This is a genomic window from Vibrio sp. sp1, from assembly GCF_016920955.1.
GTDB lineage: Bacteria > Pseudomonadota > Gammaproteobacteria > Enterobacterales > Vibrionaceae > Vibrio > Vibrio alginolyticus.
In genome coordinates, this window is the sequence record NZ_CP060590.1 from 1482219 (window position 1) to 1499632 (window position 17414).

At 43.4% G+C, this 17414-nt stretch carries 18 protein-coding genes; 3 read left to right on the forward strand and 15 right to left on the reverse strand.

Annotated elements, in window-relative coordinates:
• Positions 1–861 precede the first annotated feature (861 nt).
• Complete coding sequence (locus H9L11_RS21970) at positions 862–1113, forward strand: YgjV family protein (protein ID WP_005376619.1); 252 nt, start codon at positions 862–864, stop codon at positions 1111–1113.
• A gap of 88 nt (positions 1114–1201) precedes the next feature.
• On the opposite strand, the gene H9L11_RS21975 is transcribed toward H9L11_RS21970, so the two are convergent.
• The gene (locus tag H9L11_RS21975; protein WP_005376622.1) at positions 1202–1483 is read right to left on the reverse strand and encodes a DUF2218 domain-containing protein; all 282 of its coding nucleotides are present in this window, start codon (positions 1481–1483) and stop codon (positions 1202–1204) included.
• A gap of 41 nt (positions 1484–1524) precedes the next feature.
• Positions 1525–3531: a TonB-dependent siderophore receptor gene (locus H9L11_RS21980; RefSeq protein ID WP_205391201.1), complete on the reverse strand. Its 2007-nt coding sequence runs from the start codon at positions 3529–3531 to the stop codon at positions 1525–1527.
• 116 nt (positions 3532–3647) lie between these two features.
• On the opposite strand from H9L11_RS21980, the gene H9L11_RS21985 reads away from it, so the two are divergent.
• On the forward strand, positions 3648–4631 hold the full coding sequence (locus H9L11_RS21985) for an AraC family transcriptional regulator (protein WP_171345629.1): 984 nt from the start codon (positions 3648–3650) through the stop codon (positions 4629–4631).
• A 72-nt stretch (positions 4632–4703) separates the two neighbouring features.
• Entirely contained in the window at positions 4704–5090 is a 387-nt protein-coding gene (gene cueR / locus H9L11_RS21990) for a Cu(I)-responsive transcriptional regulator (protein WP_005376627.1), read from the forward strand.
• Positions 5091–5132: 42 nt separating this feature from the next.
• Here the strand turns inward: cueR and vctC are convergent, their stop codons facing one another.
• The 13 genes from vctC to rbsA form a co-directional block, all read right to left on the reverse strand.
• On the reverse strand, positions 5133–5888 hold the full coding sequence (vctC, locus tag H9L11_RS21995; RefSeq protein ID WP_025767868.1) for an iron chelate ABC transporter ATP-binding protein VctC: 756 nt from the start codon (positions 5886–5888) through the stop codon (positions 5133–5135).
• A 2-nt stretch (positions 5889–5890) separates the two neighbouring features.
• Complete coding sequence (vctG, locus tag H9L11_RS22000) at positions 5891–6841, reverse strand: iron chelate uptake ABC transporter permease subunit VctG (protein WP_005376631.1); 951 nt, start codon at positions 6839–6841, stop codon at positions 5891–5893.
• Positions 6834–7769 (reverse strand): iron chelate uptake ABC transporter permease subunit VctD, encoded by a 936-nt coding sequence (gene vctD, locus H9L11_RS22005; protein WP_017820306.1) that lies wholly within the window; start codon positions 7767–7769, stop codon positions 6834–6836. The genes vctG and vctD overlap by 8 nt, the downstream gene beginning before the upstream one ends.
• Positions 7770–7791: 22 nt before the next feature.
• Positions 7792–8700 (reverse strand): siderophore ABC transporter substrate-binding protein, encoded by a 909-nt coding sequence (locus H9L11_RS22010; protein ID WP_005376635.1) that lies wholly within the window; start codon positions 8698–8700, stop codon positions 7792–7794.
• Positions 8701–8863: 163 nt separating this feature from the next.
• Positions 8864–9544 carry a Crp/Fnr family transcriptional regulator gene (locus H9L11_RS22015; protein WP_064376631.1) on the reverse strand — a complete coding sequence of 227 codons (681 nt, stop codon included), beginning with the start codon at positions 9542–9544 and terminating at the stop codon, positions 8864–8866.
• A gap of 134 nt (positions 9545–9678) precedes the next feature.
• Complete coding sequence (locus H9L11_RS22020) at positions 9679–10410, reverse strand: nucleoside phosphorylase (RefSeq protein WP_017635382.1); 732 nt, start codon at positions 10408–10410, stop codon at positions 9679–9681.
• Between the two features lie 10 nt (positions 10411–10420).
• Entirely contained in the window at positions 10421–11152 is a 732-nt protein-coding gene (pnuC, locus tag H9L11_RS22025) for a nicotinamide riboside transporter PnuC (RefSeq protein ID WP_064376632.1), read from the reverse strand.
• Between the two features lie 160 nt (positions 11153–11312).
• Positions 11313–11531: a hypothetical protein gene (locus H9L11_RS22030; protein ID WP_005499106.1), complete on the reverse strand. Its 219-nt coding sequence runs from the start codon at positions 11529–11531 to the stop codon at positions 11313–11315.
• Positions 11532–11762: 231 nt separating this feature from the next.
• Complete coding sequence (locus H9L11_RS22035; protein ID WP_053304493.1) at positions 11763–12770, reverse strand: substrate-binding domain-containing protein; 1008 nt, start codon at positions 12768–12770, stop codon at positions 11763–11765.
• A 35-nt stretch (positions 12771–12805) separates the two neighbouring features.
• Positions 12806–13723 (reverse strand): ribokinase, encoded by a 918-nt coding sequence (gene rbsK / locus H9L11_RS22040; RefSeq protein ID WP_053304494.1) that lies wholly within the window; start codon positions 13721–13723, stop codon positions 12806–12808.
• A 222-nt stretch (positions 13724–13945) separates the two neighbouring features.
• On the reverse strand, positions 13946–14824 hold the full coding sequence (gene rbsB, locus H9L11_RS22045; protein WP_005373143.1) for a ribose ABC transporter substrate-binding protein RbsB: 879 nt from the start codon (positions 14822–14824) through the stop codon (positions 13946–13948).
• Between the two features lie 87 nt (positions 14825–14911).
• Positions 14912–15895, reverse strand: a complete 984-nt coding sequence (gene rbsC, locus H9L11_RS22050) for a ribose ABC transporter permease (RefSeq protein ID WP_005382618.1) — start codon at positions 15893–15895, stop codon at positions 14912–14914.
• Complete coding sequence (gene rbsA, locus H9L11_RS22055) at positions 15892–17397, reverse strand: ribose ABC transporter ATP-binding protein RbsA (RefSeq protein WP_025767874.1); 1506 nt, start codon at positions 17395–17397, stop codon at positions 15892–15894. The genes rbsC and rbsA overlap by 4 nt, the downstream gene beginning before the upstream one ends.
• Positions 17398–17414: the final 17 nt, after the last annotated feature.

Here is a 17414-nt window from a genome sequence, read left to right on the forward strand (position 1 = left end):
CTGACCTCCGCTAATGGCTTACGTTTCCCATTAACCTTTTTAGATAATTTCTTATTAATTTAGTGCGGCATACTGCACACCTTTATACGATTAAACTAAGTATTGAATCATTAAACAATCGATAAATACCCTACTACCAAGCAACATAAGTAAAACTTACTCGTAGTCACAGAAATGTGACACATGTGCTGACGCGTAGATATCGAATAATTATATGAAATTGATACCTTATTCTGATTAAGTGTAGTTGTTTTAAGAAAAGAAGAGAGATGAAATCATTCAGCTAAACGCCAGACTGCCGGTTGCGATCAATAATGGAAGAAAAGCAATGAGAATGTTGTATACACCGGAGCGTGATGACATCTTAATCAATATCGGTGACGAAAAAAACGTAACGATTAAATATTGAACAACATAAATTGCAGGACAAAATGCAACGATAAAAAAGTGGCTTACGATATGAATCCCCGCACACCACGAGTTCGGTTTTGTTCTGATATACAGCAAAAAAAACACGAGCAAGCTAATAATAAAATACATAAACACAGCACTTGAAAATAATTATCATTTTCAATCATATGTAAATATTCCCTTACTTTCAATGGTGTTTGAGCTATTAATGTCATCGTTATTATCAATCAACACAATAAGTAAAATTATCAGTAATTCCAGTCCTAAACGTTTGCGTAATCGCTAACCTTCTCTTAACCTTGATTTGAGGCTTTTATCACGGTTTTTCCATTGATATAGTGCGTCCATACAACAAAAAAAGACCATTCGAGGCATGGAGCTTCCTCATTAATCTCAAGATGAGAAGAATTGGTACCGACAAAATTCGGCAGATTTTAAGAGGGTCAAAAAATGGACATGAATATGGTTGAGATTTTAGGTTATGCAGCTTCAATCATGGTCGCTATTTCGCTAACTATGAAAGATATTGTTAAGCTTCGTATCCTTAACTTTATTGGTTGTGCGCTATTTACTGCTTACGGACTAATGATTGATTCTTGGCCTGTAGTACTAACTAACGGTTTTATTGCTTGCGTTAACATCTACTTCCTAGCAAAAATGCAGCAGGAAAAAAAAAGCCTAGAGCCTGAGAAAGCGCAATAGCATTCAAACAATAAAAGCCCGCAAATCATAAGATTGCGGGCTTTTGCTTTTAACATTCCCTTTCTATCACAGCATCCTTAAACGAGCGCTAACGAACCCAGCTAAGTGCTAGTGTTTCTCGACGAGAAAACATGTCCACATGCGATGAAATGATCGCCTTCACCGTATTCAGTTTCTCTTCTGAATCCGCCTCACAGGTTATAGTTAAGCTAGATGCACAAAGGTTAAACTCAGCTTTTCCCGTCGGAAATGTCACCAAACCGCTATTTTCATTCCAAGTAGCAGGAACTTTTCGTCCAAAATGCCGACAAAGCGTCACTAAGTATTTGTCAGCGTGTTCGCTATCTATTCGGGTGCTTTCTTTAATCATGAACTTACTCGTTACTTTGAAACGTCCTATGAAGAACCTTGTTAGAATTGATAAGCTGCAGAGAGCTTGAAGTTGCGACCCGGCTCGTAGTCATCAAGCGTGAAGCCACGTGCAGTCCCCGAACGAGACGCATGAGAGCTGTACAACTCGTCAAATACATTATCAATACCAAAGGTCACCGACAGCCCATCAATATCAGACGGCACCCATTGAGCGTATAGATTATGCACATCATAACTTGCTTTCTTTGGCTGACCATCAAAGACGTTGTCTTCCTCTAGAACAAACATTGAGTTCCACCCGAAGATCGTTTCTAAAGCGTCTGACTGGTAATCCAAAGTTAGAGCAATGCTATCACCCATATCAATGCTACGCCCATTGCCCCCAGCAACAGGACCACCAGTATTCTTGTTTTTGGTGTCCGACTTAGAGTAAGAAAGTTTGCTGTTAAACTTGTCGTAACCATAAGAAGCACTTGCTTCAAAGCCTTTAATCTCAACATCACCTAAGTTGTAAATCAGGTAAGTTTGAGTCGCGTTTTGGTACTGATCTGCAATGTAATCATCAATTTCCGTTTGGAATACCGTAATATTCGCCCCAAAGAAATGCTTATCAAAGGTTTTATCAAAACGAACACCACCCTGCGAGTTCAATCCCGTTTCTGGCTTTAGCCCATCCTCTAAAAATGCAACGTCTTGGTAAGCAATAAAGGTTTCCATTAGCTCTGGACCTTTAAATAGAGAGCGTGCACTCGCAAACAACGTCCAATCTTGCGTCACCGCCCATTCTGCTGCTAGAGCCCAAGTCACATCATCATAATTACTGGTTCCTGTCTCAGCTTTGCGTTTGTAATCATCAAAGCGCATACCTGCAGTAATAAAGAAGGCATCAGAGAAGAAGAACTGATCTTCTACAAACAGTGCGGTTGAAATCGCCGATTCGTCCATAAACTTACGACTACCGTAGTAACTCGAAGACGTTTTATCCATGTAGTCGAAGCCATAAGTGACTCGATTATCAAACTCACCCAACATAACATCTGACTGGAATTTGCCATTCAAACCAAAGTTTTGGTTTTTGGCGGTGTTCTTTGATAAACGGTTCGAGGGCCAACGAGGGGCCATCACCGTTTCGTCACGTTTAATTTCTGTCTCGGTATTATAAAGAGTGACGTTTCCTTGGTGTTGTTCGCCTCGCAACTCGTAACTCAAGGTAATGGTATCGCGGTCATAATCCGTAGGGATAAGTAACTTGCTCGACAGGCTATTATTTGCACTACCCGACATATCAGGACGCGGACTGTAATCTCCACTGTCTCGGTACATGTCATAAGAGAGCTCAAAACGATGGATGTCATTTAGTTCATACCCCAGCTTAGCCAGAATGTTGTAAACATCACCTGCAGCACCGTAGGTTTTATTGCCATCACCATCTTCAAAATCATCACGCGTAACGTAATGGCCATAGACCATCGCATCAATGTTTTCGGACAAAAGTCCGTACAGTGTCAACGAACCTTGTTGGTTGTCGTTGGATGCATAGCCGCCATAAACACGCGCACCAAACTTTTCATCGTAACGAAGTAAGTCACGAGCGTCTTTCGTTTCAAAGTAGACCGAACCGCCTAACCCGTTTTGAGTCACAGAGTTATTACCTACCTGAATGTCCGCAGATTTGAGAATGTCAGGGTTCAACGTCAAGTTACCAATATGATGGAACATGCTCGCATGCTGAGAAGCACCGTCAAGACGAATGTCCAAATCGGTTTCGCTCAAACCACGAATCGTAATACGTTGATTCACAGAGTGTGTGCCACCAACATCCACACCGGGAATATCGCGCAGTAAATCAGACATATGATCGGCTTGCTTCAGTGACATGTCGTCCGCAAACATCGACTCAGTGTTGCTGGAAACTTTCGTTCCCCATACAACGACCTCTTCAAAATGTGACTCAGTATCTTGAGCTAAAACAGGGGTTGATAGCGCCATTCCCACTGCAAGGCAAAGGCTTGAAAGCTTGATAGGTGAACAAGCAGGGCTTTCCATAACTTCATTCCTAAATATTAATGATAATAATTCTCAGGTATAATAAACATGAGTTTTATAAATACAAAGGCGATTTGGTTATGCGAAATCGCACAAGTGTTATGAGGAAGTGTCAAATGCAGGAAGTCACAACAAAACGAACTAAAATTGCCAAGATAGCTTTAACCCAAAGACTAGAGGCGACAGAGAAACAATGGATTGTCACGCAAGGCCAACCTTGTCAAACTCAACTGGCCGAAGGTAAGTTCCTATCATATCAGTACAATGATCAAATTTTTGTTCATGGCGGGCGTTGTCTAGAACTTATTGATTCGAATATTGTTTCTACTGCACACGCCTCACTGCTGGTCACTATTCTTTTAGAAGGTAGACTCTCGTTTGGCTACGACGATTTGCAATTTGATTTAGACGCGAGCGACGGCCCTAAGGGTGTAGTGGTGAACTTACTCAAACCTGCAAATTTTCGTCGTTCACTGCTCAAAGATAACCTCATTAATAAGATCAACATATTGGTTAAGCCCCAATGGCTAGAGGCCCGCCTTGAGCAAAATTGTAGTCATCGAGCCTTTTTTAACTCTCATCAGGCGTTTCAACAGTTGGAGCTTAACCAGACGCTATGCGAGCTGGCTGAAACGTTAACAAATAGAGAAACACCGCAAGAGTTCCAAGAGAAGCTAGAGGTCGAAAGCTTGATCTATCAAATATTACATCAAGCCACCAAGCAAATTCCTAAGAATTTCAGTGCTAAAAACAGCAGTATTAAACGACACATTGATGGTCGGATTGAGGATATTGTCAGCTATATTGAAACTCACCTTGATCAAGAACTACGCTTGGAAAAGTTGGCGAGCCAATTCTCAATGAGTGTTTCAAACCTGCAGCGCCGATTTAAACAATCACTTAATATGACCATAAACGGCTACATTCGTTTTCGACGTCTTGAGATTGCTAGGCAACATTTGGAACGTGGCCTAGTGACGATAACAGAAGCCGCCTATGAAGCCGGATACCACCACCCTTCTAACTTCACTTATGCCTTCAAAAAGGCATTTGGTGTGCCACCACATGAAGTGATTAAAGAGTATGGGGACTCTAGGTAACTGACTGTTATTTAGGAGTGTCTTATCCACAACATCGGTATATACTCGCCTTAAACGTTTTGGAGGTTAAACATGAATATTGGTGCTGTCGCGAAGCTCACAGGGCTTTCATCTAAGTCGATTCGATTATATGAAGACAAAGGGATCATATCTCCACCAGCGCGCAGCGACTCTGGCTATCGCGAATATTCAGATAATCATATTCAAGAGCTTAACTTGGTATCACGCGCAAAAAGCGCAGGCTTTTCGTTGCAAGAATGCAAAGAGTTCGTACAACTTGCTCATAACCCTAACCGCAAAAGTAGCGAAGTAAAAGCAAGAACCATGGACAAACTGAGAGAGGTTGAAGAAAAAATTGCACACCTCATGGAGATCAAAACGCAACTTGAAGGTTGGGTTTCTTCTTGTCCTGGAGATGCAGAGAGCCGATGCCCAATCATAGACGAGCTCACCAAGTAAGCCCGCCTATCTATTGATCTCGTTAAAAACGAACTAGCTCGCTTAATGATAAGTACACATGCGCTTACCGTTTAACTCTATGATGTTAAATGGCGTTTCATAGATGTCCTCTAGCGTAGACGCTTGAATAACATCTTCAACCGCACCACTCGCCACAACTTTACCTTTCTTAAGCGCCAATATGACATCTGAGTAACACGCCGCGAAATTAATATCATGAATCACGACCACCATGGCTTTATTCATGTCATGGGCTAACTGCTGCACAACTTTCATGATCTGAAGAGAGTGTTTGATATCTAAGTTATTAAGAGGTTCATCAAGAAAGACATAATCTGTATCTTGTGCAATCACCATAGCAATAAATGCAAGCTGTCGCTGACCACCACTTAATTCATCCAAGTATTTGTCTTGAATATCTTGCAAATCTAAGTAGTCGATCGCTTGTTCTATGACCTCATGATCTTCTTTAGTCAGATTTCCTTTAGAGTATGGGAAACGACCAAAAGAGACTAACTCTTTTACGGTAAACCGCATTGTAATCGAGTTAGCTTGGCGAAGTACTGCCAGTTTTTTCGCTAGCTCTTTTGTGTCCCATTCCGCGATTTCCTTGCAATCAATGATAACACTACCGCCATCTCGCTCCGTTAAGCGCGAGGCCATAGATAACAGCGTGCTCTTTCCCGCGCCATTTGGACCGATAATCGATGTTACCTTGCCCTTTTCAAACTGAGTATTGGCCTCGTCTACGACTTTGTTTGAACCGAAAGCCTTCGTTAATTTGTCTATTACTATCATATTTATACAACTTTGTTTTTCAGCAGCAGGTATAAGAAATACGCACCGCCGATAAAGTTAATTACGACACTCAACGTCGTCTCAAAACTGAACACGTTTTCGATTATCCATTGCCCAGCAAGTAATGAACTGATGGATAGAAACGAACATCCGACCAATAGCGTTTTATGTTGGTAACTTCGGAACATTTCTCGGCTTAAGTTGGTCACTAGTAAACCAAAGAACATGATTGGCCCTACCAAAGCCGTAGAAATAGCAATCAAAACCGCCGAGATAATAAACACATTTCTCGTCACTTTAGGTACATCAACACCCAAGCTTTTCGCATTGTCTTGGTCGAGCCAAAACACATCTAAAGTGCGATGCATCCTAAACAACAACCAACATGCAAACATCAAAGCCGGAGCACTAAAGTAAACCAAGTTCACTTTGACATTATTGAAACTGGCGTACAGTTTCGACTGAACAATTGCATATGTGTTTGGGTCCATCAGCAAAGAAAAGAATGACGCCGCATTGGAAAATAGCTGACCAAAGATCAAGCCGACCAATAGCAACGTAATCAAGTTCTTGCTTCCTTTTGAAAAGTAAAACCCAAACAGCAGTAGCGAAAACGACACCATTACAATTACTGCAATCGCGAAATTGACGTACAAGTTAAGAACTAAGGTACTCAACCCACCAAAAATCAACACGATCAAAATTTGGGTTAACACATACAGCGCATCAAAACCCATGATACTTGGCGTTAAAATTCGGTTGTGCGTAATGGTTTGAAATACAAGTGAAGACTGAGCAATGGCCACACCCGCTAGCACTATCGCCAATACTTTAGGAACTCTACGAGACAAAAAATATTGGTAGTTGTCAGCCGTTAGCCCAATACCAATAAACAGACACGCGAAAAGAATCGCAATGCCACCTAGCAGCAGGATTTTCGTTGAATCACGCATGTTGCTTACCTCGCAACAACATTGCGATGAATACCACGCCACCCAATATGCTAATCACGATAGAGATTGGCATTTCATGAGGGAAAATAATTAAACGACTCACCAAATCGCAACACAACACTAAAATGGCCCCATACATGGCCGTAAGCGGAATGTTCTTTTTGAGGTTATCGCCATAAAAGTGACTCACGAGATTCGGTACAATCAGCCCTAAGAATGGCAACTGGCCAACAATCATCACGACACTTGCTGACATGATGGACACCAATAGCACGCCAATCGTCACAACCTGCTGATAATTCAAACCCAAGTTAATCGCGAAATCTTTTCCGATACCTACGGCAGAGATCCTTGCGGCAAAAAGATAGCTGAGGATAACCATTGGTACCGCGATGTACAGCAGTTCAAAATCACCACGCAAGATGTTGGCGAAGTTTGCGACTGTCCAAGCATTCAGACTTTGAAGTGCATCATATTTGTAAGCGATAAACGTAGTCATGGATTGGATGACATTGCCGAAAATAATCCCGACAAGTGGCACAAAAACCACGCTCTTAAATTGAATGCGCTGAATAAAGAAAACAAACGCCAGCGTCCCAAATACCGAGATGCCGAACACGAGCCAAAGGTGATTATCATTACCAAAGAAAACCACGCTCAGTACGTAGCCCAACATGGCACATTCGATCGTACCGGTTGTAGAAGGTGCAGCAAATCGGTTCTGGCTGATTTGCTGCATGACAAGTCCCGCAATACTCAAGCCAGCACCAGCAAGCAGTATGGCAAATAAACGTGGTATACGGCTGGTAAAGAAAAGCTCTAATGCTTTCTCATCACCTGAAAAGAGTTGTTGGGGCGTCATGTTTGCCACCCCAACAAATAACGAAACCGTGCTTAAAACCACAAGGGTTAGCAATAACTTCTTCAAAGTTAACCTCTGCTATCTTGGATTACAGTTCAACGGTTTGCTTTATCTCACTGACCATTTTTTCTGTTGCTGTCACACCAGACATCGACAAGTACCACGCGTCCACATCTAAATAAGTGATTTTATGATTTTTATATGCCGCAGTAGCTTTGACTAAGTCGTTATCCATGGATTTACGAATATCGTTATCCGGCGTACCTGTCAGAGAATTTCGGTCAACCACGAGAATATTTTTCGGGTTAGCTTCACGAATAAACTCATAAGAAATGACATCTCCGTGAGTGCCCGTTTTCACGTGCTCAACCGTTTCCAAGAAGCCAAAGTCGTTATAAATGACGCCAAATCGCGACTGGGCACCAAACGCGCTGATGTTGTCACCCATGCTCAAAATCGTTAATGCATCATTTTTGTTCGATTGGTTGTAGTCACGGATTGCTTTGAATTGAGCATCTAGCGCTTCAATTTTCTGCTCTACTTTTTCTTCGATATTGAAGATCTTACCAATATTGCGCCATTGCGCTTGCGTGCCTTCCCAATAGCCTTGGTTCTCTTTCGCCGCAAAAACAACTGTAGGGGCAATTTCACTCAGCTCTTCATATTTCGCAGACGCTCGCGGACCAACCAAAATCAAATCCGGTTTTTGCATGTAGATGGTTTCAAAATCAGGTTCAAACAAACTACCCGCAGAGGTGTAGTTATCTTTGCTGTATTTTGAAAGGTAACTAGGAAGATTAGAAGAGTTAGATACTGCAACAGGATCGATACCAAAGTTGTCCAGCGCATCTAGCGGGCCAAAGCCAATCACAACCACACGCTCTGGGGATTGTTCTAGCTCTGTTTGACCCATGTAGTGGTCAATCACAACTTTAGCAGCGAAAGAAGGAGAAACAGTAAATAACGACAGCATAGCCGCACCGACGAATTTTTTCATTTTGTTAAGCCTTAATGAGATCTATTATCATACGCGTTCGCAATATAACGCTACTCTTTAATGCATTCAACAAAATTTAAGGTACTTTACATTAGTTACGTTTACTCAAGACTTAGATATATCAAAGACTTATAAAACCCATCAGTTCCAATACCTGGGCGTATCATTCATGCGCTTCAATAAACGCTTTGAGTGCCAGCTCATCAATAATCTCCAAACCGTTGTCCGTTTTTGTAATCAATCCCTTTTCAATCAAGTCCTTAACTGCACGTCGATAGACTCGGCCTGAGGTACCAAACCGCTCAGCCTCTTGGTTCACTTTATCAAAACCACCAAGCAACTTATCCGTCTGATTACGGACGAGAAGATCATAGGCAATGTTGTAAGTAATGGGATGCAACAAACGATTAGTGTAGATATCCATGGAGTCTTGATAATCCTCAGCCAATGCTGAAGCGAAGAACACCATCATTTGGGGATGATTTTGCAGTGCTTCGGTTAGTTTTTGGATACAGATAACATCAACCTGCATATGTTCATCTGCTATCACATTCCATTGACAAGGAGTCTGAGTGAAGAACTCCATTTCACCATAAATATGATAGTCGCAGTTAGCTTCCCCTAATTGAAAACGTCGTCCATTTGCGGCCAATATGTTCATCGAGACTCGACCTACTGGCACAACATACAAGTACTGAAGTTGCTCACCTTGGCGGAGAATTGCTTCCCCAGCATCAAAGTAACGCGAATTTATATGGCATTGATAAATCAAATCGCGAAAGGTGGCACTCTTTTCTTCAAGGTATGTTTTGAAGCGACCAGTCGGATAAGGGCTGATTTTCATTTTCTGCTCTCTCAGAAAAAGTTACGGACAACTATTTAAGGTGGATTGTACCCCGTAACTCCAAATAAAAAAGCGACAGTGACCTGTCGCTTTACATCTATTCTGTTTATGTGACTTACTGAGATAGAGACTGGCTAACGCTGAGCAACCAAGGCTTCTAATGCCGTAATCGCGGCACTCTTCTCACCTTGCATCATTACTTTGGCTTCATCAACGTACTGACCAACACCTTCTTTCACATCTTGTTGATACAGCACCACGTTGTTTAATATCGAAGCCACATGAAGGCCTCGTAGTCGACCGACCGTAAACAGCGCAGAGGTTTCCATATCGGCACCTAAGATGCCTTTCTTGTTCCAATGTTGGCATATTGCATCTTCGTCATCGGTATAGAAACTGTCGTGAGAACGCACCACACCAAAATGATAATGTACTTTTTGCATCGACAAGTAACGCTCAACTTCCTTTAACAGTGAAAAGCTTGCGTAGGCTGGATAAGACGAATCGACATACGCTTTAGAGCCGCCCTCATCTCTTACCGCGCCTTCGGCAATGATCAACTCGCCAAGATGAATGCCTGATTGCATTGCCCCCGCCGATCCAACGCGTACCACATGAGTCACACCGCACTGTTTTAGCTCTTCCACTGCGATGATCATCGATGGCGCACCTATACCTGTACTACATACTGAAACAGGTTTGCCTTTGTAGTTGCCGGTAAACACACGGTACTCGCGGTTTTCCGACACCATTTCTGCATCATCAAATAATGCCGCGATACGATTCGCTCGATCTGGCTCGCCGCATACAATAACGAGGGGAGCGATTTGTGTTTCATCCACTCCGATATGAGGTTGTTTGGCCATTTTTCGTTCCTTACGCAGCAGCGTGCGCTAAGGTTTTATCGCCATTGCGCTTAGCGCTACGAGCCCACTCACGCGTGCCATTGGCAGCGATGAACATAAGAATCGCGTACTGAACAGACATTGCGTAAACACCTTGCGTCGCGTAGATACCCACACTGATAATGTTAATCACGACCCATAGAATCCAGTTTTCGACGTATTTACGTGTCATCAGAATTTGTGCAACCACAGAAAGCACTGTCATGGTTGCATCCCAGAACGGGAACGCGTCAGGCTCAAGCACCGGTTCAGCCAAGCCAGCACCAAAGAGATTCAAGCTATCAACAGCAATGTTTGCTAGCGCAAAGAAAAATGGGTCGATATAGATCGTTAATAATGCGATACATGCAACGCTAATAGAGGCAGTAGTAATAAGTTTCTGTTTATTTAACCAGCGAACTTCCAGCGTTTCACCTTGTGCGTTTGGACGGGTCCACGCATACCAGCCGTAAATGTTCGCACAGAAGAAAAACAATTGAAGAAGCAATAATCCGTATAACTGAATTTGAAAAAAGATAACGGCAAAAAGCGTGACATTCAGCAAACCGAATAAGTAGTTGATGGTTTTTTCTTGGCTGGCCAACCAAATGCAAAGCAGTCCAAAAACTGTACCGAAAGCTTCGATCCAACTCATTGCGTAGCCGTCGCCGATCGGAATGTTAACGAGAGTATTATTAATATCGAGTAAGGCAAAGAGGTCCATAACATGTCCTTTATTATTTTGTTTGGAATACGCTTATATTAGAGCGTGATCCCCAACAAAAAGGAGGACATTTGTCCTCCTCTTGATGCACTCGATCATAAATCAGATTCATTACTTACTTGAAAGTACCTATTTATCTCAATTATTCATTCCAAATGAACTAGGACTCGTGTCCTAGGTAGCGCTTTTTGAACGTCGATGCTGACGCGAACAGTAAAGTCGAAGCAAATGTAAACACCACGCCAGCCAAGTATACATACTCTTCATTCGCAAGTAGTTCATAAACACTCACGACAAACACCGTTAATACTAGTGAAATATTGAAACGGTGAAACCACGGCCTCTTTACTGAATACTGTGCATATCTCTTAACTAACATAAAGATTTTCCATTCATCTCAATAATTTATAAATCTAATTATAGGCTTTATTAATAATAAGCTTTTTAAGCACTATCGACACGAAATCTTTCGAGTTACTCGCAAAAAATCACACTTTTCAAATGTTGAGTTAATAAATTCGAACATCTGTTTTGCATGCTTATTTATTTTTTAGCCCATTTTTTTATAAATTATATGCACTAAATTTGTTAACCATGCGTTTGTTTTTAATTAAGAGAAATTCGTCACACTGTTGCGTACAACCAATGTTGGTTCCAGTTGAACGACTTGAGCGTCGTTAGATTTGTCGTCCAGTCCTCGGACAAGAGTCTCAACGGCAGCCTGCCCCAAACGGTACTTAGGCTGATGAATGGTAGTTAGCGATGGCGACATAAATTTCGCGATATGGATGTCATCGTAACCAATAATGGACAGGTCGTCCGGCACTTTAATACCGAGCTCATTTGCGGCGTTAATCACACCCATCGCCATCATATCGTTAGAGACGAAAATCGAGCTGGGTAATGCGCCACGCTGAGCCATTTTTTTGAACGCTTGATACCCACCCTCACATTCGAAGTCCGATTCAATGATCCAATTGGCATTAAATTCCAAGCCCGCTTCGTTCATTGCTCGCTTATAACCTTCGTATCGCATTTGCGCTTGGTGTTTAATCAAAGGGCCAGTGATGCACCCAATTTCGGTATGGCCGCAATCAATTAAGTATTTCGCCGCTAAGTAACCGCCACGAAGTGAGTTGTCTTGGATTTTATCACTTGTAAATAGCATCGGCCCCCAGTCCATTACCACTACTGGGATATCTGGGTAACGCTCAAATACATCGATACGCTCTCCTTCTAGCGACGAACACATCAAAATCAAACCATCGACACGCTTTTGCAATAGCGTATTAATGGATTGACGCATACGTTCGTTATCACCCTCGGTGTTACATAAAATGAGGCTGTAGCCTTTTTGGTAGCAGCTGCGTTCGACGCCTTTTACGACTTCGCCAAAGAATGGGTTGGTTGAGGTTGTCACGAGCATACCAATGGTTTTGGTACGATTAACTTTGAGGCTACGCGCCAACGCAGAGGGCGCGTAGTAGTTAAGCTCTTTTGCGGCATTGTTAACGCGTTCAGAGATCTCTTCGCTCACAAAACGCGTCTTGTTAATAACATGGCTCACTGTTGAAGTGGAAACCCCTGCCAGTTTTGCGATGTCTTTCATCGTCGCCATGTTACTACTCCTATTTTAATGAGGCATTGTGCGCCTTATTGTTCAGCGAGAAACGCGTCCACCTCTTCGCGGGTTGGAATCGACGTTTGCGCGCCAAAGCGGGTCACAGAAATTGCAGCCGCCGCATGTGCAAACTTAATCGCTGATTCTAAAGGTAAATCTTCTAGGAGACCAGTGACGAATGCCCCATTAAATGTATCGCCCGCTGCGGTAGTATCCGTCGCTTCAACGCGGAAACCCGAGATGATTTCGCCTCGACCGTTTTGGCTTAGCCAAACGCCTTTTGCACCGAGTGTGATCATGACAATTTCTATACCTTTACCATGTAGCTCATTCGCCGCTTCTTGCGCGCTTTCGTTGTCTGTTACAGTAATACCTGTCAGAACTTCAGCTTCCGTTTCATTTGGTGTAATCACGTCAATGCAAGACAGTAATTCATCTGACAGTTCGCGAGCTGGCGCTGGGTTCAGAATGACATTGGTTTTGGCATCTTTCGCTACACGCGCAGCTTTCTCAATGCCGCACATCGGCGTTTCCAATTGCATTAACAAGTAATCTGCTTGGCGAATACGCTCTAAATCTGGCTCAATCGCTTCTGCTGTCAGTTTGGCGTTTGCTTCAGCTGAAATGCAAATGCTGTTCTCACCACTGTCCGACACTTGAATCATCGCGATACCTGTCGGGCAATTTGGCTGCATCTTCACACCAGTGATATCGATGCCGTCCATTTTGAAGTTTTCGCGAATGTTAATGCCGAATGAGTCGTCGCCCACACAAGCGATAAAACCTATGTCTGCATTTAATCGCGCCGCCGCGACGGCTTGGTTGGCACCTTTGCCACCTGGGATAACTTGATAGTTGCGACCATGCAGCGTCTCGCCTGGGCGAGGGAAAGAAGGCACTTGAAGAACATGGTCAGCGTTTACACTACCTAACACCACTAACTTATTCATACGGTTATCCTCGGTTCTGAATGAACCCTTTTTAAAAACTGTTTAGGAAAATACATTAGATGACTTTAACTTCTCTTCCTGATGAAGGAGTCTCGATAAAAAGCCAAAGGCATCTATACCCCACACTTTGCAGTATTTTGGGTAAGTTTGCCCTCACCTCCTAAACGACAGATATAAACGGAGGAGAGAGCAAAAATTAGGATGATTTATTGAACTTAAAACTTACTTAGTGACTACTTTTAGTGGTACTGGGATGTACTCTTCTACTTCTTCACCTTTCAAAACTTTGTCAGCCGTTTCAACACCTAAAGCACCGATAAGGTCTGGTTGCTGAGCAATAGTTGCCGCTAGTTTGCCACGGTTAACTGCTGCAATGCCGTCTTCCGTACCATCAAAACCAACGATAACGACATCTTTGCCAGAAGCTTGAACTGCGCGAAGTGCACCTAGCGCCATTTCATCATTCTGTGCAAATACCGCTTGTACATCCGGGTTAGCCGCTAGCAGATTTTCCATTACGTTTAGACCTTTCGTGCGGTCAAAGTCAGCCGGTTGGCTAGCAAGAAGATCCATATCGCTGCCCTTCACGGCATTCATAAAGCCTTCACCGCGCTCACGCGCTGCCGATGTGCCCGCAATACCTTCAAGTTGAATGACTTTTGCTTTTTCGCCGACTTTTTCCATGATGTAGTGGCCTGCCATTTCACCACCAATTACGTTGTCCGACGCGATGTGACTCACGACTTCACCACGGCTTGCACCACGGTCTAATGTCAACACAGGGATCTTAGAACGGTTCGCCATACGAATTGCATTAGACACTGCATCAGAATCCGTTGGGTTGATAAGAATTGCTTTTACGCCGCGAATACTTAAATCCTCGATGTTCGACAGTTCTTTACTCGGGTCATTTTGCGAGTCCAGTACAATTAAGTCGTACCCCAATTCTTTCGCTTTTGCTTCCGCACCGTCTTTCATCGTTACGAAGAACGGGTTGTTTAGCGTCGAAACCACAATCGCCATGGTATCTTGAGCTTGCGCCGCTACCGATACGGTTGAAGAAAGAAGTGCAGCAGAGATAAGAGTTGCAAGTTTTTTCATCGTTCTAGTCCTTTGTGTAGGGTGAGCCAGTACACGTCCCCTGACTCGGTTTGTATTCACTGTTTTATATATACAGATTGTTATGAATTACTTGTTTTTGTTGTCTACCAATACCGCCAGCAAGATAACCACTGCTTTTGCAATCATTTGGTAGTAGGAAGAAACATCAAGTAGGTTAAGTGCATTGTTCAAGAAACCGATGATCAGCGCACCAATCAAGGTACCCATGATACGACCTTTACCGCCCATCAAGCTGGTACCGCCAAGAACAACCGCTGCGATAGCGTCTAGCTCGTAGCCCATACCCGCTGTTGGCTGCGCCGAAGAAAGACGAGACGTTACGATAATACCTGCAAGCGCTGCTAGCATACCGCAGATGGCGTAGACACCAATCTTCACTCGGTCTACATTGATACCTGATAGGCGAGTCGCAGACTCGTTGCCGCCTAGTGCGTAAACATAGCGACCAAAGCGCGTGTGGTTAAGTAAATACCAAGCCGCTGCGAACACAACCACCATTAACCAAACAGGAACCGGAATGCCTAGCGCGTAGCCAGTACCAAACCATGCAAACGCATCTGCGGTGTCAGTAAAGCCTGTCGAGATTGGTCGACCTTCGGTGTACACCATGGTCACACCACGTAGTAACGTCATGGTAACCAGCGTAGCGATAAATGCCTGCACCTTACCCTTCGCAATAATGATACCGCTGATCGCACCTAACGCTGCACCTGCGACTAAAGCAGTTGGAACCGCCACTAGCACCGGAACCTCAAGCGCAATCATGCTTGCCGCAAAGGCACCACACAATGCCAATACCGAACCAACACTTAAGTCGATGCCTGCTGTTAAAATAACTAATGTCATACCCACTGCGATAATGGCATTCACGGAGGTTTGACGAAGAATGTTGAGAATGTTGTCGACCGTAAAAAAGTTCGGGTTCAAAAATGACACAACAACGATCAGAAAGATCAAAGCTATCAGTGATTTTTGCTCAATCAGCCACTCTTTTGTGAACAACTTCTTGTTGCCAGTTTCGGTTGGTTTGCTCATGGTATTCGTACTCATGCTGCTTCCTCATTGATCTCTTTGCCTACGGCACAGGCGAGTAATTTTTCTTGATCGGCGTCTTTCGCATCAAATTCGCCAGTGATACGACCTTCATGCATCACTAAAATACGGTCGCTCATGCCGAGCACTTCAGGCATCTCGGAAGAAACCAAGATGATGCTCATGCCTTCGGCCTTAAACTTGTTGATGAGCTGATAAATCTCTTTTTTTGCTCCGACATCAACACCACGTGTCGGCTCATCCAGAATCAGAACTTTAGGTTTCGTCATTAACCCTTTCGCTATCGCAACTTTTTGCTGGTTACCACCAGATAAGTTGCCGATGATTTGATCTCGCGTTGGGGTTTTAATGTTGAATAACTTAATAAAATCTTCCACAGCAATCACTTCGTCGCTGTGTTGAATCTGGAAGCCTTTGGTCAGCTGGTTTAGCGAACAAAGTGACATGTTCTCCTTAACCGAAAGACCTAAAACCAAACCATCGCCTTTGCGATCTTCAGAGATGTAAGCGATACCATTTGCCAAGCCATCTTGCGGGCTAACCGGGTTAATAGTTTTGTTATCAAGATTGATAACACCATGCTCACTAGGTAATGCGCCGTAAATGACTTTCATGAGTTCAGTGCGGCCTGCGCCCATCAAGCCAGAAATTCCAAGAATCTCACCACGCTTGAGAGTAAAGCTCACATCCTGAACGCCAGACCCAGTCAAACCAATGACTTCAAGACAAGTTTCGCCATGTTGGACATCAATACGTGGATATTGCTCTTCTAATTTTCGGCCAACCATCATTTCAATTAGGCCATCTTCATCAGTGTCGGACACCTTGCACTCACCGATAAACTTACCATCACGAAGCACCGTAATATCATCACAGATTTCAAAGATTTCTTTAAGACGATGCGAGATGTATACGATGCCGCATCCTTGAGCACGAAGCTCATTAATCACTTTAAACAGTGATTCCGTTTCGGTATCGGTCAATGCGTCCGTTGGCTCATCCATAATGATGACTTTCGACTCAAACGAAAGTGCCTTTGCAATTTCCACCATTTGTTGTTCACCAAGGCTTAAATCGCCAAGCAATGTTTTTGATGAGTGCTTTACATTCAGACGTTTTAAAAGCTTGTCAGCTTCGTCATACATTTTGCCCCACTGGATACGCCCTAAGGAGCCAGTGAACTCTCGTCCCAAGTAAATATTTTCGGCAATCGTCAGTTCAGGAATCAGGTTCAGCTCTTGGTGAATAATGCTAATACCAGCTTCCTGTGAATCGCGTGGACCTTTAAAGGCCGCCGGCTGACCTTGATATTGAATGCTCCCCGCATCCATGTGGTAAATGCCTGTCAACACCTTCATTAACGTTGACTTGCCTGCTCCATTTTCACCCATCAGCGCCATCACACGGCCTGGATAAACATTCAGGCTTGCTTTGTCGAGTGCTTTTACGCCCGGAAACGCCTTCTCAATTTCGCTTAGTTGTAGAATGGCTTGAGTCATAATCTGTCCTCAATATC